Below are 22,677 nucleotides of genomic sequence, written 5' to 3' on the forward strand. Positions count from 1 at the left end.
CTGCGCGGGCCTAAGCTGCGCGGCATGACCGAGTTCACCCCCTCCGAACCGCCAGTCCTCGACGACGTGCCGGTCGTCGAGCTGCCCGGTGCCGAGCACCTCGCGGGGCGGCCCTACGCGCTGCCCGTCGACGTCCTCGCCGACATGCACGGCCCGATCTTCTACGGCGATTGGAGCGGGACGCGCAAGCTATACGCGTGCTCGCTGGAGCTGGTCGAGGAGCTCTGCGATGAGAGCAGGTTCGCCAAGAACCTGACGGCGTCGCTGGCGCGGGTCCGACCGCTCGCCGGCGACGGTCTGTTCACCGCCTTCCACGGCGAACCCACCTGGCGCACAGCCCACGACGTCCTGTTGCCGGGCTTCAGCTATGCCGGGCTGCGGGCCTACCACGACGCGATGCTCGACATCAACGATCAGCTCATCGCGCGATGGGACGCCAGCACCGGTGTGCGACCCGTCGACGTCTCCGCCGATCTGCAGAAGCTCGCGATGGACACCGTCGCACTCGCCGGTTTCGGGGCGCGGTTCGACTCCTTCGACCACGACGGACTCGCGCCGATCCCCCAGGCATTCACCGACGCACTGCACGAAGTGTTCACCCATGGCGAGACACCGGCGTTCCGTGACGAACTCGCCTCGCTGCACGCCTCGTTCGACGAGCTGATCGCCGACCATTCGGCCGGCGGCGCCGGCGACCTGCTCTACGTCATGCTCGACGGGCACCTCGACGTCGACAACATCCGCAACCAGATCATGACGTTCCTGATCGCCGGGCAGTTGACGACGTCTGAACTGATGCCGAACACCGTCTACAACCTGCTCCACCACCCGGCGGTTCTCGCCCGCGTCCGCGCAGAGGTCGACGCGGTGTTCGGCAGCGACGACGACCACGTGCCGACGTTCGACGAAATCGGCAAGCTGACCTTCCTGCGGCAGGTGATCAGTGAGACGTTGCGCCTCTCACCGCCCGTGTTGACGTTCGATCGGATGGCCCTGCGTGACACCGTCCTCGCGGGCCGCTACCCGGTCACGGCCGGTGAAGCGGTGACCGTTCTGACAGGGGCACTGCACCGGCAGCCGCAGTGGGGCGACAATCCCGAGGTCTTCGATCCGGCTCGCTTCGATCCCGCTGTCGCAGAACGTCGTTCGACGGCGCTGTTCAAACCGTTCGGCACCGGAGAACGGTCCTGCATCGGCCGCCAATTCGCGTTGCACGAGGCGGCCCTTCTGGTCGCGCGCGTCGTGCACCGCTACCGGCTGATCGACTCCTCTCACTACGAACTGCGTTGGGACGGGCTCAGCCGGCGGCCGGTCGGCTTCACCGTCGAGCTGTTGCGCCGGACCCCCGACGAACGCAGCAGCACGACCGCGGTACCGGTCGCAGCGGCCGTGTCGTCTCCGACGTCGTCCTCCTCGGCCCGCCTGCCCGTCAAGACCGGGACGACGGTCGCGATCCTGCACGGATCGAATCTCGGGACGTGCCGCGCCCTGGCCAAACAGCTCGCCGACGACGCGACCGATTTCGGCTGCACCGTCACCGTCGCACCGCTCGACAGTGCCGCGGACGGGCTGCCCGCCACCGACGCCGTCGTGATCGTCGCCTCGTCCTACAACGGGCAACCCACCGACGACGCGCGGGATTTCGTCGCGTGGCTGCAGTCGGACACCGTTGCGTTGCAGGGGGATCCGTTGTTCGCCGTGCTCGGCGTCGGCGACCACAACTGGGCCGACACCTATCAGGCCATCCCGATCCTGATCGACGAGCGCCTGACGGCTCTCGGCGGCCGACCGCTGGTGCCGCGGGCGGCCGCCGACACCTCCGGCGATCTGACGGCGACGGTCGAGCAGTTCGAGGATGCATTGTGGGCGGCACTGTCGAAACGCTTCGGCGATCCGGACGCCACGCCGCTGACCGCGGCGGACGAGCCGCTCTACGACCTGCGCCTCATCACCGGACCGGTGACCAGTGCGCTCGATGAGCGGTTCGCGGTGCAGCCGATGACGGTCACCCTCAACGACGAGCTCGTCGCCGTGCCGGGACAGCAGAAACACTATGTGCGGGTGGCCCTTCCGGAGGGGGTCGAGTACTCGACCGGAGATCATCTGACGGTGCTGGCCGACAATCCGCCGGACGTCGTCGACACTGTCCTCCAGATGCTGTCCCTGGACCCGGAGCTGCGGCTGTCGGTCAATCCGCGCCGCTCCTCACGGCGATCGATCGCGCTGGACCGCGAGGTGAGCGTCCGCGAACTGCTGACCCACTTCGTCGAATTGCGCAAGCCGGCGACGACGAGCCAGTTGCGCCGGCTGGCCGGGACGAACCCCTGCGATCCCGAGCGTGCCGCCCTCGAACAGCTCGCCGAGTCCGACGAACCGTGCTGGCTGAGCCCGGTGGAGCTGCTGCACCGATTCCCGGCCTGCGCGCTGACTGGCGCGCAGCTTCTGGAGCTCCTCGAGCCGATGACCCCGCGGCACTATTCGATCGCTTCGTCGTCACAACTGTCGCCGCACGAGGTGGCGCTGATCGTCAGCGTGCTGGACACCCCCGCCCGCTCCGGCTACGGACCGTTCAAGGGTGTGGCGTCCAACCACCTCGCGGCGATGGCCCCCGGAACGTGTGTACGTGCACGTATCGACCCGGCACGCCAGGCTTTCCGCGCCGGCGCGGACCCGCAACGCAATGTCATCCTCGTCAGCGCGGGCACCGGCGTCGCCCCGTTCTGCGGATTCCTGGGCGACCGGCTCGCCGCCAAACAGGCAGGGGAACCGTTCGCCCCGGCGCTGTGTTTCTTCGGGGTGCGGGACCCGGACGTCGACTACATCTTCCGGTCGCAATTCGAGGACGCCGAGTGCGAGGGCATCGTGCGGATGCGGCCGGCCTTCTCGAGGGCACCGGAAGACGGTGTGCGCTATGTGCAAGACCGGATCGCGGCCGACGCCGACGACGTCTGGGAGCTGCTGGGCGATCCGGCGAAGAACACGCACGTGTTCGTCTGCGGCGACGGCGCCCGGATGGCGCCGGCGGTGCGGGCCGCGTTCCGGGACATCTACCGGTCCCGCACCGGTGCCGATGAGGCCACCGCGGTCACCTGGCTCGACGGCCTGGTGGCCTCGGACCACTACGTGGAGGACGTCTGGGCCGGCTGACGCCCCGCACATGCCGAAGGCCCCCGGCTGAGCCGGGGGCCTTCGCGTTCCGCATGATTCAGTTCCAGGGCATCGCGAGCTTGACGATCTTGCGGACCACCGTCGCGAACTGCCGCGGTAGCGGGCCCGTGTTGTAGGGCACGCCGTAGCGCTCGCAGATGTCGCGCACCTTGGGCGCGATCTCCGCGTGCCGGAACGCCGGGATGTCCGGGAACAGGTGGTGCTCGATCTGGAAGCTGAGGTTGCCGCTGAGGATGTGGAACAGCTTGCCGCCGGTCAGGTTCGCCGAACCGAGCACCTGCCGGAAGTACCACTGACCCCGCGTCTCGGCCTTGGTCTCCTCGATCGAGAACTCCTGAACGTCCTCGGGGAAGTGGCCACAGAAGATGATCATGTAGGCCCACACGTTGCGCATCAGGTTGGCGGTCATGTTGCCCGCGAACACCCACGGCGCGAACGGACCGGCGAGCAGCGGGAATGCCACATAGTCCTTCAGGGTCTGCTGCTTGGTCTTGCGCCAGATGCCGTCGAGGATCTCGCGCTTGTCGGCGACGGTGATCTCGCCGCGGGCGATGCGCTCGCTTTCCATCTCGTGCAGGGCGACGCCGTACTGGAACAGCACCATCAGCAGGAACGCCCACAGCGGGTTGCCCAGGTAGTACGGGTGCCACTTCTGGTCCGCGCTCATCCGCAGAATGCCGTAGCCCACGTCGCGGTCCATGCCGACGATGTTGGTGTAGGTGTGGTGCATGTAGTTGTGCGAATGGCGCCACTGGTCGGCCGGGCAGGCGGTGTCCCACTCGAATCCGCGCGAGGAAATCGCCGGGTCGCCCATCCAGTCGTACTGGCCGTGCATGACGTTGTGGCCAATCTCCATGTTGTCGATGATCTTCGACAATCCCAGCATCGCCGTGCCGGCCAGCCAGAACGGCGGGAAGATGCCACCGAAAAGCAGTGCACGTCCGCCGATTTCGAGTCCTCGCTGCGCCTTGATCATCCTGCGGATGTAGGTGGCGTCGCGCTCGCCGAGGTCGGCGATCACGCTTTCCTTCAACGCGTCGAGCTCGCGGCCGAAGGCTTCGGCCTGCTCGGGGGTCATGGTGATGGTGCGGCCGCCGACGGTCTTCGACAGCGTCTTGGCCTGGGGCTTCTCGGAAGTGCTTGTGGTGTCAGAAGTCTGAGTCGTGTCCAAAGTCTCGGTCATCTCTTCGTTCCTTTCGCGGAGATCGACGTACTCGGTCGGGTTTCTACAGCGCGATGTCGACGTCGCCGAGCGGCGCGGAGACGCAGATCTGCACGTCCTCCTCGTCCGCCGATGACACCGCGCCGGTGATGACGTTGCGCACCAGGCCGCTGTTCTTTCGCCGGGTGCAGGAGAAGCAGATGCCCATCCGGCATCCGCTCTCCGGGGTCAGGCCGGCGTCCTCGGCCTGGTTGAGCAGTGGGCGGCCGTCGTCGGTCAACTCGATGCCGCTGTCGCTGAACGTGACCTGACCGCCCGAGGATTCGCCGTCGAACACCGGCGGCACGAAGCTCTCGTGGAGAGCGTCGGGGAACATCTCGCGGACCGCGTCGACCAGAGGCGTCGGGCCGCAGACGAACACCGCCCCGGGGTCGGTGAACGGCAGGTGGTCGGCGCCGAACCGGCCGGAGAGGTCCGAGCCGGCCGCGTCACGGGTGAAGCCGTGGCGCACCGTCACGTTCGGCATCGTGGCCGCGATCTCGGCGAGTTCGTCGCGGTAGCACGCCTCCTGAGCCGATCGCGCGTAGTGGACGAACGCGACCTCCCCTCGGTGGCCACGTGCGCGCAGCGTGCGCAGCATCGACATCACCGGCGTGATGCCGCTGCCGCCGGAGACGAACAACATCCGGTCCGGCAGGGTCTGGGGCAGAACGAAGTCGCCGGCCACGGAGTCGAGGTACACGACCATGCCGGGGCGCGCGTGCTCGTAGAGGTGGTTCGACACCAGGCCGCCGTCGTGGCGGCCGACCGTGAGCTCGATGTGCCGGTCGGTCTCGGAGCCCGCCGGCGAGTAGGGCCGCGTGCGACGGCGTCCGTCGATCTCGACCGACAGGTTGATGTGCTGCCCGGCCCGGAAGCCGGCGAACGCGCGATTGGGCGCCAGCGTCAGCGTGACGCTGCGGGGAGTGCTGCGGCGCACCGCGACGACCCGTGCCCGGGCGTCCCCGCGCGTCCACGTCGGATCGACCAGCTCGGTGTACCGGTCGACGCCGTGCGGTCCGGTCAGGAGGTCCAGCAGCCTCGACCGCCGTGCCCGCGTGGTCAAAGTTTGAGTGAACATGTGTATACCGTGCGCGCTTCACGCACCCCGAGTCAAGAGATCGGTGCAGCGTGTGGTAGGTTTCACAGCCAGTGAACAGTCGTACGCCCAGGTCACACTCGGACCGGTCCGGACGGTCGAGCAGGTCACGGTCGGGAGCAGGCCGCGACACGCAGAGCCGCGAGGAACGCAAGGAAGCGACCCGCCGTGCGATCGTCGATGCGGCCCTGCACCTGCTGGCCGAGCGCAGCTTCAGTGCGCTGAGCCTGCGCGAGGTGACCCGCGAGGCGGGGATCGTGCCCGCCGCGTTCTACCGGCATTTCGAGTCGATGGAAGCGCTCGGCCTCGTGCTGATCGACGAGTCCTTCCGCACACTGCGCGACATGCTGCGCGGCGGACGCGCCGGCAAGCTCGACCCCAACAGGGTCATCGAATCCTCGGTGGACATCCTCATCGAGGGCGTGCAGGCCCGCCGCGAACACTGGCTGTTCATCGGGCGGGAACGCTCCAGCGGGGTGACGGTGCTGCGGTACGCGATCCGGACCGAGATCCGCCTGATCACCTCCGAGCTGGCCATCGACCTGGCCCGCTTCCCCGGGCTGAACACGTGGAGCGGCGAAGACCTCAACATCCTGGCCAGCGTCTTCGTGAACTCGATGATCTCGATCGCCGAGGCGCTGGAGGACACCACCGACCCGGTGGCCGTCGCCGAGATCCGCAGGATCGCGATCAAGCAGCTACGCATGATCACCATCGGGGTGGCGGAATGGCGCAGCAGCTAACGTGACGCCATGGCGTCCGTCCTGGAAGTGACACGACCGCAGCCCGAGATCACCGTCCTGACCCTGAACCGACCCGATTCCCTCAATGCGCTGTCCTACGACCTGGTCGAAGCGCTGCACGCAGCGTTGGACGACGTCGCATCGGACAACACGTGCCGGGTCGTGGTGCTCACCGGCGCGGGCCGCGGTTTCTGCTCGGGTCTGGACCTACGCACCTCCGAACCCGAGCGGACCGGCGGTGGCCTCGAGTTCCCCCGTTCCGGAATGCGGTGGCAGGAGCGCATCGCCGATCTGACCGCCAAGATCCACCGGCTCCGGCAGCCCGTGATCGCCGCCGTCAACGGCGTCGCCTACGGCGGCGGGCTGGGCATCGCGGCCTCGTGCGACCTTCGCGTCGCCGCGCCCACCGCGCGGTTCTGCACGCAGTTCATCAAGCTGGGCCTCGGCGGGTGCGACATCGGCGTGAGCTACACCCTGCCCCGCATCGTGGGCGCGGGCCAGGCCTTCGACCTGATCCTCACCGCCCGCGTCGTCGCCGCCGACGAAGCACTGCGCCTCGGCCTGGCGTCCCGAGTGGCCGACGACGCCGTTGCCGAGGCGCTTGCGATCGCCGAAACACTCTGCGGCTACGGCAAATTCGGCGTGGAATCGACGAAGCAAGTCCTGTGGGCCAACCTCGACGCGGGTAGCCTCGAGGCCGCGCTGCACCTGGAGAACCGCAGCCAGATACTGTCCAGCACCAGCGGCGAGATGCGCGAGGCGGCGGCGAAGGTGCTGCGCAAGACCTAGCGCGGGGTGCCGCCGCCGTCGACCATGATGACCTGTCCGGTCATGAAGCTGCCCGCATCCGAGGTCAACAGCAGTGCGGCGCCGACCATTTCGTCAGCGGAGGCCAACCGACGCATGAGCGTGCCGCTGACCATCCCGTCGATCGCCTCGGGCGGGTTCTTGCGCATCATGTCGGTGTCGACGGGTCCGGGGGCCAGCGCGTTGACCCGGATCCCGTCGTGCGCCAGCTCCGCTGCCATGGACCGCGTGAACGACATCAGCGCGGCCTTCATCGACGCGTAGATCGCCAACATCGGCGCGAAGATGAACGCCCCCACCGACACCATGTTCAGCACCGCGGCATGCTCGCTGGCCTTCAGATGGGGCAGCGCCGCCTGCACGAGGAACACCGGCCCGCGCAGATTCACCTCGAAGGACTTCGTGAGCCCATCGGGCGTCATCTGACCGAGCGGCTGGGCCAGCGCGTTGGCGGCGTTGTTGACCACCACGTCCACCCCACCGAACTCGGCGACGGTGCGCTCCACGAGTGCGCCGAGGTCGTCGACCTCACCGAGATGGGTGGGCACGCCGATCGCCTCGCCACCGAGCTCGCGCAGCGCCGCCGCGGCATGCTCGCACGCGTCGGCCTTGCGGCTGGCCACCACCACCCGCGCGCCCGCCAACACATAGCCCTGCGCCAGCGCCAGACCGATGCCGCGGGTGCCGCCGGTCACGATCACGGTCCGCCCCGACATGTCGAAGAGTCGATCGAAGGTGGGTCGATCCACTAGATGCACCCGCCGACGCTGATCCGTCGGCCGACATCGGCGCAGACACTGACGTCCGGCGTCCAGGCCACCGGCGGCGGGGGTGGGGGTGGCGGAGGCGGAGGTGGTGGCGGCGGCGGTGGCGGCGCCCCCGGTGGCGGTGGAGGGGGTGGGGGCGGCGGAGGTGGTGGTGGCGGGGTCAGCACTCCGTTGAGCTCCCAGAGCGGGTCGGAACACCCGGTGACGTCGACGATCCGGCCTCCGATCGAGCCGCAGATCGCCTGCGCGGGCGGTGATGGCACCAGCAGGGGACTCACCCCGACCGTCACGGCCGTCGCCACGAGCCAGCTGATGCGCACACGCACTCCTCCCTGTCCGCAGTCACGGCGCGGATCAGCGTCGATTGTGGCAGCCCTGGATCGTCGGCGCGGTCGAACACGCGCAACACCGCTCGAGCCGACGGCGGCCGACTTTGCCAGCATCGGACGTTCGCGTATCGGCGCGCGCCATCGCCACAGCGCACGGGCGCCGACCCGGCGGTACCGCCCGACCGGCTCGTCGTAGCGACTGATCGAGGGTGCCGAGCAAATTCGATGTTGCCTCTCCTTCGGAGAAGAACGCCACGTCGAAGGAATTTTGTAGATTTCAAGTATTCGGTCAGCGAACTCGTTGACGATGTCGTACATTTCCGGGGTGCGCACTCGCGGCGCATGGTGTGTGTTCAGATCGCAACCGCGGATCGCAGTTCGAGGGGAGTTGCGATCTGGACGCACACTAAAGGTCGCGCAGAGTGCGGGCGCTCGTGAACACGTGACGCCGCCCCGTGACCGGATCGTCGAACGCCACGCTGTGCGCGAGCAGTTGCAACGGCGTCGAGAAGTCATCCGGCGCCACGTCGACGACCTCCGGGTACAACGGATCACCGGTGATCGGCACGCCCAGTGACGCCATGTGCACCCGCAACTGGTGCGTACGGCCGGTGCGAGGAGACAGCCGGTACCGCGCTCCGTGCTGCTCGGCCCCCTCCCGCTCGACCCGCGTCTCGGCGTTCGGTTCACCCGGCTCCTCCGCCGCCTGCAGGCAGCCGCGCCGCTTGACGATGCGGCTGCGCACCGTGACCGGCAAAGCGATGTCCACGTCCGGGGCGTGCGCCAGATACACCTTGTCGACCTCGCCCCGGGCGAACAGCGTCTGATAGGCACCGCGGACCTCGCGGCGAACGGTGAACACCAGTACACCCGCGGTCAGCCGGTCCAGTCGGTGCGCCGGACTCAGCTCCGGCAGCTGCAACTCCCGGCGCAGCCGTACCAGGGCCGTCTGCGCGACGTGGCCTCCCCGCGGCATCGTCGCCAGGAAATGCGGCTTGTCGGCGACGACGATGTTGTCGTCGCGATACAGAATGGGGATCTCGAACGGAACCGGCACCTCGTCGGGCAGGTCCCGATACAGGTACACGTACGCGCCCGGCGGCAGCACCGTCGACGTCGTCACGACCGCCCCGTCCGCGCACACCACCTCTCCCGCAAGCACTTTCGCCGCCGCATCCTCGCCGAACCGATCGGCCAGCTCGACGAGCACCGCACCACCGCGCAGCCGCACCCGCGCCGGCCCCAGCCCGTCACGCACCGGGAGCGGCGCGGGGCGTCTCACGTGAGCGGGACCGGTTCGAGGATCTCCGCGCGCGCCTCGGGTGCCGCGACCCGCAACGCGTCTGCCGACTCGTCGTCGGGCTGGGTCTGCGAGCGCACCTCGGCATCGACCCGGGCGCGGTAGGTCTCGACTTCGCGATCCACATCCTCCGGGGACCAATTCAGCACGGGCGCAACGATGTCGGCGACCTCGCGAGCGCAGTCCACCCCGCGATGCGGATACTCGATCGAGATCCGCATGCGCCGGGCGAGGATGTCCTCCAGATGCAATGCCCCTTCGGCAGCAGCGGCGTAGGCGGCCTCGACCTTGAGGTACACCGGCGCATCGGTGATCGGCTCGAGCAACTCGGGCCGCTCGTCGGCCATCGACAGCACCTCGTCGATCAGTGAGCCGTACCGGTCGAGCAGATGCCGGACGCGGTACGGATGCAGCCCGTAACGCTTTCCGACACTTTGCGTTTGATTCACCAGCGCGAAGTAACCGTCGGCACCCATCAACGGCACCTTCTCCGTGATGGACTTCGCCACCCGGGTGGGCACGAACTCCGCAGCCGCGTCGATCGCGTCCTCGGCCATCACCCGGTAGGTGGTGTACTTGCCGCCGGCGATCGCCACCAGGCCGGGCGACGGGACCGCGACCGCGTGCTCCCGCGACAGCTTCGAGGTCTCCTCGCTCTCCCCGGCCAGCAGTGGCCGCAATCCGGCGTAGACGCCGTCGATGTCGTCATGGGTCAGCGGCGTGGCCAGCACGGTGTTGACGGTGCCGAGGATGTAGTCGATGTCGGCCTTGGTGGCCGCCGGATGGGCCAGGTCGAGATTCCAGTCGGTGTCGGTGGTGCCGATGATCCAATGGGTGCCCCACGGGATCACGAACAGCACCGACTTCTCGGTGCGCAGGATGATCGCGACCTCACTGACGATGCGGTCACGCGGGACGACGATGTGCACCCCCTTCGAGGCACGCACCCGGAACCGGCCGCGCTGCTTCGACAGTGCCTGGATCTCGTCGGTCCACACCCCGGTGGCGTTGACCACGACGTGCGCGCGGACGTCGGTGACCGAGCCGTCCTCGGAGTCCCGCACCCGCACCCCGGTGACCCGGTCGCCCTCCCGGCGCAACGCGACCACCTGCGTCGACGTCCGCACCACCGCCCCGTAGTGCGCGGCGGTGCGCGCGACCATCATGGTGTGCCGGGCGTCGTCGACGACGGTGTCGTAGTAGCGGATTCCGCCGATCAGCGCGCTGCGCTTGAGTCCCGGCGACAGCCGCAGCGCCCCGGCGCGCGTCAGATGCTTCTGCGCAGGAACGGATTTGGCGCCGCCCAGGCTGTCGTAGAGGAAGATGCCCGCCGCGATGTAGGGCCGCTCCCACCAGCGGTTGGTCAGCGGGAACAGAAATGGCAGCGGCTTGACCAGATGCGGCGCCAGCGTCGTCAGCGACAGCTCGCGCTCGTGCAGCGCCTCGCGCACCAGCCCGAACTCCAGCTGCTCGAGGTAGCGCAGCCCGCCGTGGAACATCTTGCTGCTGCGACTCGAAGTGCCCGACGCGAAATCACGGGCCTCGACGAGCGCCACCTTCAGACCACGGGTCGCCGCGTCGAGCGCAGCGCCGGCGCCCACGACTCCCCCGCCGATCACCACGACGTCGAACTGCTCACTGCCGAGCTGCTGCCACGCCTGGGCACGCTGATCAGGGCCGAGATCGTCCACCTGGGTGCTCACGTGCACCTTCCTTGTTACCGGTCAGTACGGAGTCCAGGGTACGTGGCATCAGTCCAGATCGTCGTGTGCCATCAACCGTCGCGCCGCCTCCACGATCGAACCCGACAGCGAGGGGTAGACCGACAGCGTCTGCGCCAGATCTGTCACCGAGATCCGGTTCTGCACCGCGAGCGCGATCGGCAGGATCAGCTCCGAGGCGATCGGCGCGACGACCACGCCCCCGATCACGACCCCGGTGGCCGGCCGGCAGAAGATCTTGACGAAACCGTGCCGCAGCAGGGACATCTTCGCGCGGGCGTTGGTGCTCAGCGGAAGCGTCAAGGTGCGGGCCGGCACGCTGCCGTCATCGATCGCGGACTGCGGGATGCCGACCGCGGCGATCTCGGGCCGGGTGAACGTCGCCGAGGCGACCGTGCGCAACCGGATCGGGGACACGCCTTCGCCCAGCGCGTGGTACATCGCGATCCGGCCCTGCATCGCCGCGACCGAGGCTAGCGGCAGCAAGCCCGTGCAGTCACCCGCCGCGTAGACACCCGGCGCGGGTGTGCGCGAGACGCGGTCGACGGGGATGTAGCCGCCCGGCTTCAGCTCGACACCGATGCGTTCCAGGCCCAGACCTGCGGTGTTGGGCACCGAACCGACCGTCATCAGCGCATGGCTGCCCTCGACGACGCGTCCGTCGGCGATCGCGACCCGCACCCCTTTGTCTGTGCGGGTCACCGAATCGGCGCGGGCGTTCTTGACCAGCGTCACCCCGCGCTCGTTGAACACCTGCTCGAGCACCGCCGCCGCGTCGGAGTCCTCGTGCGGCAGGATCTGGTCGCGGCTCGCGACGACGGTGACGGTGACGCCGAGCTCGGTGTAGGCGTTGCAGAACTCGGCCCCGGTCACCCCGGAGCCGACGATGATCAGGTGCTCGGGCAGCGCCTCGAGGTCATAGACCTGGCGCCAGGTCAGGATCCGGTCGCCGTCGGGCACCGCGTTGGGCAGCACACGGGGGCTGGCCCCGGTGGCGATCAACACGATGTCGGCCTTGAGCACGCCGACCTTGCCGTCGGGCGTGGTGACCTTGACGCGGTGATGGGCCATGCCGGCGATGTCGTCGACCAGCTCACCGCGGCCACCGATGATCGTCACACCCTGGTTGAGCAGCTGGCTCCCGATGTCGGCCGACTGTGAGGCGGCCAGCGTCTTGACCCGGTTGTTGATGCCGTGCAGCGAGATCGTCGCGTCCTCGATGCTGATGTCGAAGCCCAGCCCCTGCGCGCGGCGCAGCTCGGTGCGCACGCCCGTCGAGGCGATCAGCGTCTTGGACGGCACGCAGTCATAGAGCACGCACCCGCCGCCGATGCCGTCGGAGTCGACCACCGTCACCTGTGCGACATCGCGCCCCCGGCTCGCCGCGACCAGTGCCGCCTCGTAGCCCGCCGGTCCTCCGCCGATGATCACGATCCGCGTTACCACGCCACCAACCTATTGCACACAGATACGTTTAAGCTTCTCGCGTGCCGCTCTACGCCGCCTATGGGTCGAACATGCATCCCGAGCAGATGCTGCAGCGGGCTCCTCATTCGCCGATGGCGGGGACCGGCTGGCTGCACGGGTGGCGACTCACCTTCGGCGGGGAGGACATCGGCTGGGAGGGCGCCCTGGCGACGATCGTCGAGGACCCCGACTCGAAGGTGTTCGTCGTGCTCTACGACGTGACCAAGGAGGACGAGGAGAACCTCGACCGCTGGGAGGGTTCCGAGCTGGGCATCCACAAGAAGATCCGTTGCCGGGTGGAGCGCACGTCGTCGGACACCTCCAACGACCCGGCGCTGGCGTGGCTGTATGTGGTGGACGCCTGGGAGGGCGGCATCCCGTCGGCACGCTATCTCGGGGTGATGGCCGAGGCCGCCGAAATCGCCGGCGCGCCAGCAGAATACGTCTACGATCTGCGGACCCGCCCGTCGAGCAACATCGGCCCCGGCCCGGGCGGGTAGGGCCTTTTCGGTTCGGCGAGCGCGCGCGTCTGCACATCGACACGCCGCGTTGGGTGGCACTCTGCGCGCGCTCACGCCGCCCGAGCACGCGTCAACTGCCGGTCGATGCGCGCCACCATCTCCCACGCCCGGTAGCGGACGTCGTCGAACACGATCGGCACCACGGTCCAATCGACGTCCGCCAGTGCATTGAAGCGCCTCCTGTCCTCGATCATCGCCTCCGGTCCCGAGTGCCACGCAATACCGTCGTACTCCGCAGCCACGTGTCGGTCGGGCCAGGCGAAATCCAGCCGACGCAGATCTCCGTTGCCGTCGAGGATCTCGTACTGCAGCTCCGGCCCGGGTAAGCCACCGTCGAGCATCGCCAGCCGGGCCTCACTCTCCATCGGCGACTCGGCCCGCGGGTCAGCGATGGCCAGCAGATCGCGTACCGCCACGATGCCGCGGCGGCCCTTCTGCTCGATCGCCGCACGCCAGAGATCGGCGCGAGTGCACGTGCCGCTGCGCAGCGCGGCGTCGAGCGTGGCCAGCGCCCGCGGGCGTCGCAGACTGCGCGCGACCTCGATGGCCGTCCACGCCGGCGACGTCACACGCCGATCGTCGACCCGCACCAACGGGGCGCCGTCGCGCCGATGCACGACCAACCCGTCGGTGTCTCGCAACCCGCAGGGCGGTGAGTCGAGCACATGGAGGTCGGTCGGCTGTTCGGTGTCGAAGCCGAACATCGCTGCCGCGGTGGCGAGGCAGACGGCCACGGGCCGGCCGCAGATCAGGTCGAGGCCGCGCAGTCGGAGCTCGTCGGTCGGCTCGCCGAGACAGTAGATGCCCTGCCAAAGACGCTCGAGGACACCGGTGTTGACGGCCTTCTTGAAGCGGCGGCGGGTGAGGTAGCGCAGGATCTGTGCGCTGGTGGCGACGCCGCCCTGGGCTTCGAACAGTGCGATGAGGTGTTCGTCCATGCAGCCATGCTGGGTGCGGCCTCAGCGCCGGTCCAGGGGTTGGCTGCCGTCTGGGGATGGATGGGCAGTTATGCACAGCTCGCGGGGCGCGAGCGCGCGCTGAATGCCAATAACGGCGGCGTGTCGACGTACAAACGCGCGCGCTCGCCGAAACGGACCTAGGAGTGGGCGACGATGTTGGTGAGCAGTCGCACCCCGACACCGAGCGCACGCTCGTCGAGGTCGAACGTCGGCTGGTGCAGATCCAGCTGTGGGCCCTGACCGCTCCACACGCCGAGCCGCGCCATCGCGCCCGGCACCTCCTCCAGATACCAGGAGAAGTCCTCTCCGCCACCGGATTGCCGGGTATCGGCCAGCACATCGGGGCCGATCGCCTCGATCGCGTGGGCGAGGATGCGCGTGGAGACCTCTTCGTTGACCACGGGCGGCACGCCGCGGCGGTAGTTCACCACATGCTCGATGCCCAACGGCGCCAGCAGAGCCGAAATGGTCTCGGTGACAATGACTTCCATGCCCACCCAGGTCTCGCGGCTGGCGGTGCGGATGGTGCCGGCCAGCGTGCCGGTCTGCGGAATCGCATTGGCGGCGACACCTGCATTGACCGCCCCCCACACCATCACCGTGCTGTTGCGCGGGTCGATGCGCCGCGACAGCACCCCGGGCAGACCGGTGATCAGCGTGCCGATGCCGTAGACCAGATCGCCCGTCAGATGCGGGCGCGACGTGTGCCCACCGGGCGAGTGCAGCACCACCTCGAGCTGATCGGCAGCTGAGGTGATGGGGCCTGGCTTCACCGCGACCTTGCCGACCTCCAAGTGCGGATCACAGTGCAGCGCATAGATTCTCGACACACCGGTCAGTGCGCCCGCGGCGATGGCGTCGATCGCGCCGCCGGGCATCAGCTCCTCGGCTGCCTGGAAGATCAACCGCACACCGACAGGCAGCTCCGGCGCCGAAGCCATGGCGAGCGCCGCACCCAGAAGCACCACCGTGTGCGCATCGTGACCGCACGCATGCGTGACACCGGGCACCGTCGACGCGTACGGCGCATCGGTGCGCTCGGTCATCGGTAGCGCATCCATATCGGCGCGCAATGCCACGCGCGGCCCGTCGTCAGGACCGAAGTCACACGTCAACCCCGTGCCGCCGGGCAGCACCTTGGGATTGAGCCCGGCATCGGCCAGGATCGACGCGACGAACTGCGTGGTCGCGAACTCCTGGCGACCCAACTCCGGATGCATGTGCAGATGCCGCCGCCAGGCGACGAGATCGTCGTAACGGGCCGACAGGAAACGCGCCGCCGCGTGCGCCAACACGCTCATGCGGCGCGCCTGCGCTGCAGATCGATGACGCGGTCACGCTCGTCGTCGTCACTGGCGAGCGCGACGACCGTGCGCGCCAACATGATCGCACCCTCGACGACGGCGGTGTCCGCGCTCTCACCCACCGCCGCGGCAGCGAATTCGGGCTGGTGGATCGACGCGCCACCGGCGTCGATCCCGACGATCGGGTGGATTCCGGGCATCACCTGCGTGACGTTGCCCATGTCCGTACTACCCAACGGCACTGACGCCTCGACCTCCTCGGGAACCGGGGTGCGACCCAACCGCAGCATCTCGGCACGGATCACCGACGACAGCCAGCGATCCGGTATCAGCTCCGCGTAGCCGGGTGCCGGCTCGTGTACCTCATGCTCGCATCCGGTGGCCAGCGCACCGGCAGCGAAACAACCCGCCATACGAGTTTCCAACGCGCGCAACGACTCCGAGTTCGTCGCGCGCATCGTGTAGGCCATCTCGGCGTGGGCCGGAATGACGTTTGCCGCCTGACCGCCGTCGGTGACGATGCCGTGACACATCTGCCCCGGCGCCAGCTGCTGACGCAACAATCCGATCGCGACCTGCGCGACCGTCACCGCGTCGGCGGCGTTGACGCCGAGATGGGGCGCGACGGCAGCGTGGGACTCCCGGCCGGTGTAGCGCACGACGACCTCCGACAGCGCCAACGAGCGCGCGGCGGCGATGTCGAGCGGGCCGGGATGCAGCATGACCGTGGCCGCGATGTCGTCGAACGCGCCCGCGTCCAGCATCAGCGCTTTACCTCCGCCGGATTCCTCGGCGGGAGTGCCCAGCAGCACCACGGTCACGCCGAGATCGTCGGCCACCTCGGCCAGCGCCAGCGCCGTACCGACCGCCGACGCAGCGATGATGTTGTGCCCGCAGGCGTGCCCGATGCCGGGTAGCGCGTCGTATTCGGCACAGATCCCGACCACGAGGTCTCCGCTGCCGTAGACCGCCCGGAACGCGGTGTCGAGGCCGGCCACCCCCGGCGTCAGCTCGAACCCGCGCTCGACGACCAGGGCCTGGGCCTTGGCGCAGCTGCGGTGCTCGGCAAACGCCAGTTCCGGTTCGGCGTGGATCTGATGTGAGAGCTCCACCAGGTCGCGCCGGCGGCTGGTGATCACGTCGGCGACAGACGTGGCGGCGGCGGTGGGCATGCGGGCAAGTATCTCACTGCCGCCGCACCGGCACTAAGCTGCCGGTCGTGGAAGACGCCGGGGCAGTCGCACAGGACGCTGCCCGGTCCCTCGCGCAGCGCACCGGAATCGAACGCCACGACGTGGCCGTCGTGCTCGGCTCGGGATGGGCGCCGGCCGCCGAGCAACTCGGCGAACCCACCGCCGTCGTTCCGATGGCCGATCTCCCCGGGTTCAGCCCGCCCACCGCGCAGGGCCACGCAGGGCAGGCGATCTCGCTCCGGATCGGCACGCAGCGAGTCCTGGTGCTGCTCGGCCGCATCCACGCCTACGAGGGCCACGATCTGAGGCACGTCGTCCACCCGGTGCGCACCGCGTGCGCCGCGGGCGCCGGCACGGTGATCCTGACCAACGCTGCCGGCGGGCTGCGTCCCGAGTTCAGCGTGGGTCAGCCGGTGCTGATCAGCGACCACCTCAACCTGACCGCACGATCGCCGCTGGTGGGGGCGCAGTTCGTCGACCTCGTCGACGCGTACTCACCGCGCCTGCGGGCGCTGGCGCGCGAGATCGACGCATCTCTCGCCGAGGGCGTCTACGCCGGCCTGCCGGGGCCGCACTACGAGACGCCCGCCGAGATCCGGATGCTGCGCACGCTGGGCGCCGACCTGGTCGGGATGTCGACCGTGCACGAGACCATCGCCGCTCGGGCTGCCGGCGCCGCGGTGCTGGGAGTGTCGTTGGTGACGAACCTCGCCGCCGGGATGACGGGGCAGCCGCTGAGTCACGACGAGGTGCTCGAGGCCGGCCGTCAGTCGGCCACGCGGATGGGTTCCCTGCTCTCGGCGGTGATCGCCCGACTCTGATCCCGGCCGAGGCGCCGGCTCGCCCACACCACACCGCGAGCCATCAGCGGGGCCGCGAACAGCATCAGCAGGATCCGCACCACCTGCGCCGCGATCACGAACGTCACGTTCGACCCGGTCTCGACGGCCGTCGCCAGCACCGCGTACACCCCGCCAGGGCTCGTCGCGAGATAGCCCTCCAGCGGCGTGAGCCCGGTGAGATGGGACAGCAGCACGCCGAAACCGGCCGTGGTCACACCGATCGCGACGATCAACGCGATGGCCGCCGGAAGCAGTCGCCCGACCGCGCGCAGGGACGACCGAGTGAACGCCAGGCCGGCCTGCCAGCCGATCAGCATGTACCCGGCCTGGACCAGCAACGTCGGCACCGACAGGCCGAACGAGAATCCGCTGACCTCCAGCGCGACCGTCAGCGCCAGCGGGCCGAGCAGGCCGGCGCCGGGCAGCCGGATGAGTCGCCCCGCGGTCGCCCCGGCGACCACCAGCACGACGAGTATCGCGAGACTCAGGTACCAGGGGGCCTGACCCGCGGCGGCCCCGGCGTCCGCGTCGGCGCGGGACTTGTCGGCGTGATAGACCAGCGTGACCACGACGGGCATCGACGCGGTGACCAGCCCGACGCGCAGGTATTGCACGACGGCGACCACGCGGTCGTCACCGCCGAGTTCACGGGCGATCGCAACGAGGCCGGATGCGCCGCCGGCGACGAGCGCCAGCGAGCCGGTCAGCGGGGACACATCCCGGCGCAGTCCGAGCAGCGCCCCGGCGATGACGCTGAGCAGCAGCGTGCCCACCGCGACACCGACGACGACGGGCCAGTGCGCACCGAGGCTGCCGAGGGAGTCTTGCTGCACCATCGTGCCGATGTAGACGCCGAGCACCCCTTGGGCCGCGACGCCGAGCTTTCGCGGCACCCCGGCGGGGCCGGCTGACGCGAGCGCGAGCACGATGCCGACGACCAGCGCGGCGAACAGCGCCGCCGACGGCACACCGACCAGGGTCAGCGGAACGGTGACCGCCACCGTCGCGGCCAACAGCACCGCCCACCTGAGTATCTGTTTCCACCACGCCATCGTGATGACAAGTATGCGCTTACTAATTCTTGATCGCAACGCAGCTACTTCCGAATGATTTCGAGGTTTTGCCAAGGTATAACTTGGTAATGGGTATCGAGGCGTCGGCAGCCACCGAGCTGCGGGAATCGATGATGGCGGTGACACGACAGCTGCGCCGGCACCGGCCGGACAACGGCCTGACGTTGAGCCAGATGCAGCTGCTCGGTGAGATCAGCCGCGCCGGAGTGACGGCGCCCGCGGAACTGGGTGTGCGGCTGGGCGTGCGGGTGCAGTCACTCACCGACTCGCTGAACGAACTCGAAGCACGCGGCCTGATCGGGCGCCGGCCCGACGCCGCCGACCGGCGCCGCCAGCTCGTCGAGATCACTCCCGAAGGGACCGTGATACTGGACGCCGATCGCGCCGAGCGCGACGCGTGGTTGCACACGACGATGCGTGAACGGCTCTCCACCCTCGAGTTCGACCTGCTCATGCTCGTCGCGCCGATCCTGCGCAAACTCGCCGACCCGGAGGCGGGCACACTGACGTAAGTGACGTCCGATCTGAACGCCGCCGTACGGGAGTGGCTGGCCCACGATCCCGACCCTCACGCCGCCGCGGAGCTGGCCGCCTGCGGTGCCGACGAACTGGCCGACCGTTTCGCGGGATCACTGACGTTCGGCACCGCGGGGCTGCGCGGACCGATGCGCGCCGGGCCCAACGGGATGAACCTGGCAGTGGTGCTGCGCGCGACGTGGGCCCTGGGCACCGTCCTGACGCGCCACGGACGGGGCGGCGAGCAGGTGATCGTCGGCTACGACGCCCGGCACCACTCCGCGGGCTTCGCGCGCGGCGCTGCGGAAGTGCTTGCCGCACAGGGTTTCTCTGTGACGCTGATGTTCTCTGCGGTGCCGACACCCGTGGTGGCGTTCACGGTCCGGCACACCGGAGCGGCGGCCGGGGTGCAGATCACGGCATCCCACAATCCCGCATCCGACAACGGCTACAAGGTCTACTTCGCCGGCGGACTCCAGATCGTCTCCCCCGTCGACGCCGAGATCGAGGCGGCCATCGCGCTCGCGCCACCGGCCGACGAGATCCCCCGCCGCCCGGTCTCTCCGTCGGGAGCCGAAGTCCTGACGCGGTATCTGGAACGCGCGTCCAGCGTCCGGCGCGGCGGCGGGTCCGTTCGCGTCGCGCTCACCCCGATGCACGGAGTCGGCGGCGACTTCGCACTCGACGCCCTGGCACTGGCCGGCGTCGCCGACGTGCACGTCGTCGAGTCCCAGTTCGCGCCCGACCCGGACTTCCCTACGGTCGCCTTCCCCAACCCCGAGGAGCCCGGGGCCACCGACGCACTGCTGGCGTTGGCCGCCGACGTGGAGGCGGACATCGCCGTGGCGCTGGACCCCGACGCCGATCGGTGCGCGATCGGCGTGCCCACGCAGGACGGGTGGCGCATGCTCTCCGGCGACGAAACCGGTTGGCTGCTGGGCGATTACCTGCTCTCATTCAGCGACGCCCCGCGTGCGGTCGTGGCCAGCACGGTGGTGTCGTCCCGGATGCTGGCACGCATCGCCGCCGGATACGGCGCGCACCACGTCGAGACGCTGACCGGCTTCAAGTGGCTGGCCCGCGCCGACGAGGGGCTCGATGAGACGCTGCTGTACGCCTACGAGGAGGCGATCGGACACTGCGTCGATCCGACGGCGGTCCGCGACAAGGACGGCATCAGCGCCGCGGTGCTGGCCTGCGACCTGGTGGCCTCGCTACGCGCGCGCGGGACGTCGGTGACCGGCGCCCTCGACGAGCTGGCGCGCCGCCACGGCGTGCACCTGACCACGGCGATCACGCGCCGCGTCGAATCAGCTTCTGCCGCAACCGAACTGATGGATGACCTTCGCTCTCACCCGCCGCGACAGTTGGCCTCCTACCCCGTCGACACCATCGATCTGTCGCCGCGCACCGACGCCCTGGTGTGCACGGGCGGCCACGCGTCGACGTCGGTCCGCGTCGTCGTGCGCCCCTCGGGCACCGAACCGAAACTCAAGTGCTACCTCGAAGTTCGGTGCGACGGCGAGGTGGCGGCGGCCCGGCCGCGCGCCGCGCAGGTGCTCACCACCCTGGCCGAGCAGGTCCGCGACCTGACTCAGCGCGGACCGAACTGACGATCACCGGCATCGCCCAGGCCCGGCACGATGTAGGCGACGTCGTTGAGGCCCGCGTCGATGCTGGCGGTGAACAACTTCACCTGCGGAGCCGCTTTCTCCAGTGCTGCAACACCTTCCGGTGCACACACCACACACAGCGCTGTCACGTCGACGGCATCCCTGGCGAACAGCAGCTCGAGTGTGTGCACCATCGAGCCGCCGGTCGCGAGCATCGGATCGAGCACGATGACCGGGCGCGAGCTCAGATCGGCGGGCAGCGACTCCAGATACGGCGTGGGCTGGTGGGTCTCCTCATCGCGGGCCACCCCGACGAAGCCGACCTGAGCCTCCGGGATCAGGGCATGCGCCTGGTCGACCATGCCCAGGCCGGCGCGCAGCACCGGAACCAGCAGCGGGGGATTCGCCAGCCGCGCACCCGCCGTCTCGGCCATCGGGGTGCGCACCGGGATGGTCTCGATGGGCGATTCGCGGGTCGCCTCGTAGACGAGCATCAACGTCAGGTCCCGCAGCGCGGCGCGGAACGCCGCGTTGTCGGTGCGCTCGTCGCGCAGGGTGGTCAGCCGCGCCGCGGCCAGCGGGTGGTCGACAACGCGCACATCCATGGGATTGGACCTTAATGGGAACCGGATGACGTTTCCCGGCGTCTAACTGTCTGTGTTCGCCCGTATGCCCGTCGATGCCCTGTCCGTCGACACCGACGCCGTCCTCGCCTACGGCCGCACAGCCGATGCCCACGCCGCCGCGCTGCACACCGCCGCCGCGCAGCTCACCGGTGCGGCGGGCGGCACCGCCTACGGCCCGGTCGGGGCGCGGTTCCTCGCCGCACTGACCCGCGCCACCGGGGACGACGCCACCGCACTCACCGCACTCGGCGCGTCACTTGCGGGCGCCCGCACCGTCGCCGACACCTCGGCGCTCGCCTACCGCGCCGCCGACGCCGACGCCGCGACCCGGATCGCCCTCTGGTGACCAGCGCCCTGGTCAGCGCGCTCGCGGCCCCGCTGCGCCGAGTGCAGGCGCTGGTGGGTCCGGGCTGGTCGGGCGATCCGACCGGCGATCCCGCCGCGGTGCTGACCGGGGTCCGCGACACGTTGACCGACGTGGCCGACGCCGCGTCGCAGGCGTGGCGCGAGGCTGATGCGGACTGGTCGGGGTCGGGCGCGGATGCGGCGGCGGAGTTCGCAGCGACGACGACAGCGGCGATCGACGGTGCCGCAGAGCGGGCGGGGCGGTTGGGCTCTGTCGCGCACGCCGCGGCCGGCGCCGTGGCGGCGGCTCACCGGCGACTGCAGGACATCGTCGAGGAGTTCGAGGCGAAGGCGGCTGCACTCGAGCCTCGACTCTCCGAACCCGGAGTGGCCAAGCAGCTGCTCACCGAGGCACGCGACGCGCTGGGCCGCGCGATCGACGTGGTCGAGGAACTGCTCGCCGAACTCGACCGGCATGCAGCGGCTGTCGAGAGCAGGCCTGCATCCGCCGCCCCCACGCCGCCGACCGGCTGGTCGGGCGCCGGTCCCGCTGGACTGGGCGGCGCGCTACCGGACGGGGGTGTTTCGGGGATGGGCGGCCCCAGCGCGCAACCGGCCGCTTTCACCTCCGCCATGGCGCCCGAGGCGCCGATCGACACCCCCGACGCCGCGACGTTCGGGGAGGGCGTGGCGGTACGCCTGCCCGACGGCACGGTGGTGATGGCGCCCAACGCCGTCGCCGCCAGCGCGGTCCGCCACGCGCTGACCCAACTCGGCGTCCCGTACCAGTGGGGTGGCACCACGCCGGGCCGAGGCCTCGACTGCAGCGGCCTGACCCAATGGGCCTATCACCAAGCCGGGCTGGAGCTTCCGCGCCTGGCTCAGGAGCAGGACGTCGGCCGGGCGGTGGCGCCGGGCGCCCTGCTGCCCGGAGACCTGGCGGTGTGGGACGGCCACGTCGCGATGATCGTCGGGGACGGGACCATGATCGAGGCCGGCGATCCCGTGAAACTGTCCCCGATCAGGACGACGAACGCCGGCCAGGGTTTTCAGGGCTTCTGGCGACCGACCGCGTAGGCGGGC

General features: G+C 69.6%; 21 protein-coding genes. 9 read left to right on the forward strand and 12 right to left on the reverse strand.

Annotated features, from left to right (window positions below):
• Positions 1-24: 24 nt before the first annotated feature.
• Entirely contained in the window at positions 25-3,147 is a 3,123-nt protein-coding gene (locus MHN84_RS02405) for a cytochrome P450 (protein WP_241203025.1), read from the forward strand.
• Positions 3,148-3,205: 58 nt separating this feature from the next.
• On the opposite strand, the gene MHN84_RS02410 is transcribed toward MHN84_RS02405, so the two are convergent.
• Both MHN84_RS02410 and MHN84_RS02415 read right to left on the reverse strand, forming a co-directional pair.
• On the reverse strand, positions 3,206-4,351 hold the full coding sequence (locus MHN84_RS02410; protein ID WP_304654302.1) for an acyl-CoA desaturase: 1,146 nt from the start codon (positions 4,349-4,351) through the stop codon (positions 3,206-3,208).
• A gap of 43 nt (positions 4,352-4,394) precedes the next feature.
• Positions 4,395-5,450 (reverse strand): ferredoxin reductase, encoded by a 1,056-nt coding sequence (locus MHN84_RS02415; protein WP_241203026.1) that lies wholly within the window; start codon positions 5,448-5,450, stop codon positions 4,395-4,397.
• A gap of 71 nt (positions 5,451-5,521) precedes the next feature.
• Between MHN84_RS02415 and MHN84_RS02420 the strand changes: the two genes are divergently transcribed.
• Complete coding sequence (locus MHN84_RS02420) at positions 5,522-6,211, forward strand: TetR family transcriptional regulator (RefSeq protein WP_241203027.1); 690 nt, start codon at positions 5,522-5,524, stop codon at positions 6,209-6,211.
• Positions 6,212-6,220: 9 nt separating this feature from the next.
• Positions 6,221-7,000, forward strand: coding sequence for an enoyl-CoA hydratase/isomerase family protein (locus tag MHN84_RS02425; protein WP_241203028.1), 780 nt, complete (start codon positions 6,221-6,223; stop codon positions 6,998-7,000).
• Here MHN84_RS02425 and MHN84_RS02430 read toward each other — a convergent pair.
• From MHN84_RS02430 to MHN84_RS02450, 5 genes are all read right to left on the reverse strand, one after another.
• Complete coding sequence (locus MHN84_RS02430) at positions 6,997-7,767, reverse strand: SDR family NAD(P)-dependent oxidoreductase (protein WP_241203029.1); 771 nt, start codon at positions 7,765-7,767, stop codon at positions 6,997-6,999. The genes MHN84_RS02425 and MHN84_RS02430 overlap by 4 nt on opposite strands.
• Positions 7,767-8,105 carry an RNA-binding protein gene (locus tag MHN84_RS02435; RefSeq protein WP_241203030.1) on the reverse strand — a complete coding sequence of 113 codons (339 nt, stop codon included), beginning with the start codon at positions 8,103-8,105 and terminating at the stop codon, positions 7,767-7,769. The genes MHN84_RS02430 and MHN84_RS02435 overlap by 1 nt, the downstream gene beginning before the upstream one ends.
• Positions 8,106-8,520: 415 nt before the next feature.
• On the reverse strand, positions 8,521-9,396 hold the full coding sequence (locus MHN84_RS02440) for a pseudouridine synthase (RefSeq protein WP_241203031.1): 876 nt from the start codon (positions 9,394-9,396) through the stop codon (positions 8,521-8,523).
• On the reverse strand, positions 9,393-11,117 hold the full coding sequence (gene glpD, locus MHN84_RS02445) for a glycerol-3-phosphate dehydrogenase (RefSeq protein ID WP_241203032.1): 1,725 nt from the start codon (positions 11,115-11,117) through the stop codon (positions 9,393-9,395). The genes MHN84_RS02440 and glpD overlap by 4 nt, the downstream gene beginning before the upstream one ends.
• A 48-nt stretch (positions 11,118-11,165) precedes the next feature.
• Positions 11,166-12,581, reverse strand: coding sequence for an NAD(P)H-quinone dehydrogenase (locus MHN84_RS02450; protein WP_241203033.1), 1,416 nt, complete (start codon positions 12,579-12,581; stop codon positions 11,166-11,168).
• Between the two features lie 41 nt (positions 12,582-12,622).
• Here MHN84_RS02450 and MHN84_RS02455 point away from each other — a divergent pair, with 41 nt between their 5' ends.
• Positions 12,623-13,102, forward strand: a complete 480-nt coding sequence (locus MHN84_RS02455; RefSeq protein ID WP_241203034.1) for a gamma-glutamylcyclotransferase — start codon at positions 12,623-12,625, stop codon at positions 13,100-13,102.
• Between the two features lie 71 nt (positions 13,103-13,173).
• Here MHN84_RS02455 and MHN84_RS02460 read toward each other — a convergent pair whose 3' ends face one another.
• The 3 genes from MHN84_RS02460 to MHN84_RS02470 form a co-directional block, all read right to left on the reverse strand.
• Entirely contained in the window at positions 13,174-14,061 is an 888-nt protein-coding gene (locus MHN84_RS02460; protein ID WP_241203035.1) for a type IV toxin-antitoxin system AbiEi family antitoxin domain-containing protein, read from the reverse strand.
• Between the two features lie 158 nt (positions 14,062-14,219).
• Complete coding sequence (locus tag MHN84_RS02465) at positions 14,220-15,383, reverse strand: amidohydrolase (RefSeq protein WP_241203036.1); 1,164 nt, start codon at positions 15,381-15,383, stop codon at positions 14,220-14,222.
• Positions 15,380-16,558: a M20 family metallopeptidase gene (locus tag MHN84_RS02470; RefSeq protein ID WP_241203037.1), complete on the reverse strand. Its 1,179-nt coding sequence runs from the start codon at positions 16,556-16,558 to the stop codon at positions 15,380-15,382. Before MHN84_RS02470 ends, MHN84_RS02465 begins: the two co-directional genes overlap by 4 nt.
• 47 nt (positions 16,559-16,605) lie before the next feature.
• On the opposite strand from MHN84_RS02470, the gene MHN84_RS02475 reads away from it, so the two are divergent.
• Positions 16,606-17,400 carry a purine-nucleoside phosphorylase gene (locus MHN84_RS02475; protein ID WP_374238296.1) on the forward strand — a complete coding sequence of 265 codons (795 nt, stop codon included), beginning with the start codon at positions 16,606-16,608 and terminating at the stop codon, positions 17,398-17,400.
• Here the strand turns inward: MHN84_RS02475 and MHN84_RS02480 are convergent.
• Complete coding sequence (locus MHN84_RS02480; RefSeq protein ID WP_241203038.1) at positions 17,346-18,473, reverse strand: AbrB family transcriptional regulator; 1,128 nt, start codon at positions 18,471-18,473, stop codon at positions 17,346-17,348. The two genes, MHN84_RS02475 and MHN84_RS02480, sit on opposite strands and share 55 nt — an antisense overlap.
• A gap of 89 nt (positions 18,474-18,562) precedes the next feature.
• On the opposite strand from MHN84_RS02480, the gene MHN84_RS02485 reads away from it, so the two are divergent.
• On the forward strand, positions 18,563-19,006 hold the full coding sequence (locus MHN84_RS02485) for a MarR family winged helix-turn-helix transcriptional regulator (protein ID WP_241203039.1): 444 nt from the start codon (positions 18,563-18,565) through the stop codon (positions 19,004-19,006).
• Positions 19,007-20,623, forward strand: coding sequence for a phospho-sugar mutase (locus MHN84_RS02490; RefSeq protein WP_241203040.1), 1,617 nt, complete (start codon positions 19,007-19,009; stop codon positions 20,621-20,623).
• Here the strand turns inward: MHN84_RS02490 and upp are convergent.
• Entirely contained in the window at positions 20,605-21,228 is a 624-nt protein-coding gene (gene upp / locus MHN84_RS02495) for a uracil phosphoribosyltransferase (RefSeq protein ID WP_241203041.1), read from the reverse strand. The two genes, MHN84_RS02490 and upp, sit on opposite strands and share 19 nt — an antisense overlap.
• Before the next feature lie 64 nt (positions 21,229-21,292).
• On the opposite strand from upp, the gene MHN84_RS02500 reads away from it, so the two are divergent.
• Together MHN84_RS02500 and MHN84_RS02505 are read left to right on the forward strand one after the other, a co-directional pair.
• A complete protein-coding gene (locus MHN84_RS02500; RefSeq protein WP_241203042.1) occupies positions 21,293-21,595 on the forward strand; it encodes a type VII secretion target in 303 nt (100 codons plus the stop codon).
• Positions 21,592-22,671 carry a C40 family peptidase gene (locus tag MHN84_RS02505; protein ID WP_241203043.1) on the forward strand — a complete coding sequence of 360 codons (1,080 nt, stop codon included), beginning with the start codon at positions 21,592-21,594 and terminating at the stop codon, positions 22,669-22,671. Before MHN84_RS02500 ends, MHN84_RS02505 begins: the two co-directional genes overlap by 4 nt.
• Positions 22,672-22,677: the final 6 nt, after the last annotated feature.

Source organism: Mycobacterium sp. PSTR-4-N, assembly GCF_022348085.1.
GTDB lineage: Bacteria > Actinomycetota > Actinomycetes > Mycobacteriales > Mycobacteriaceae > Mycobacterium.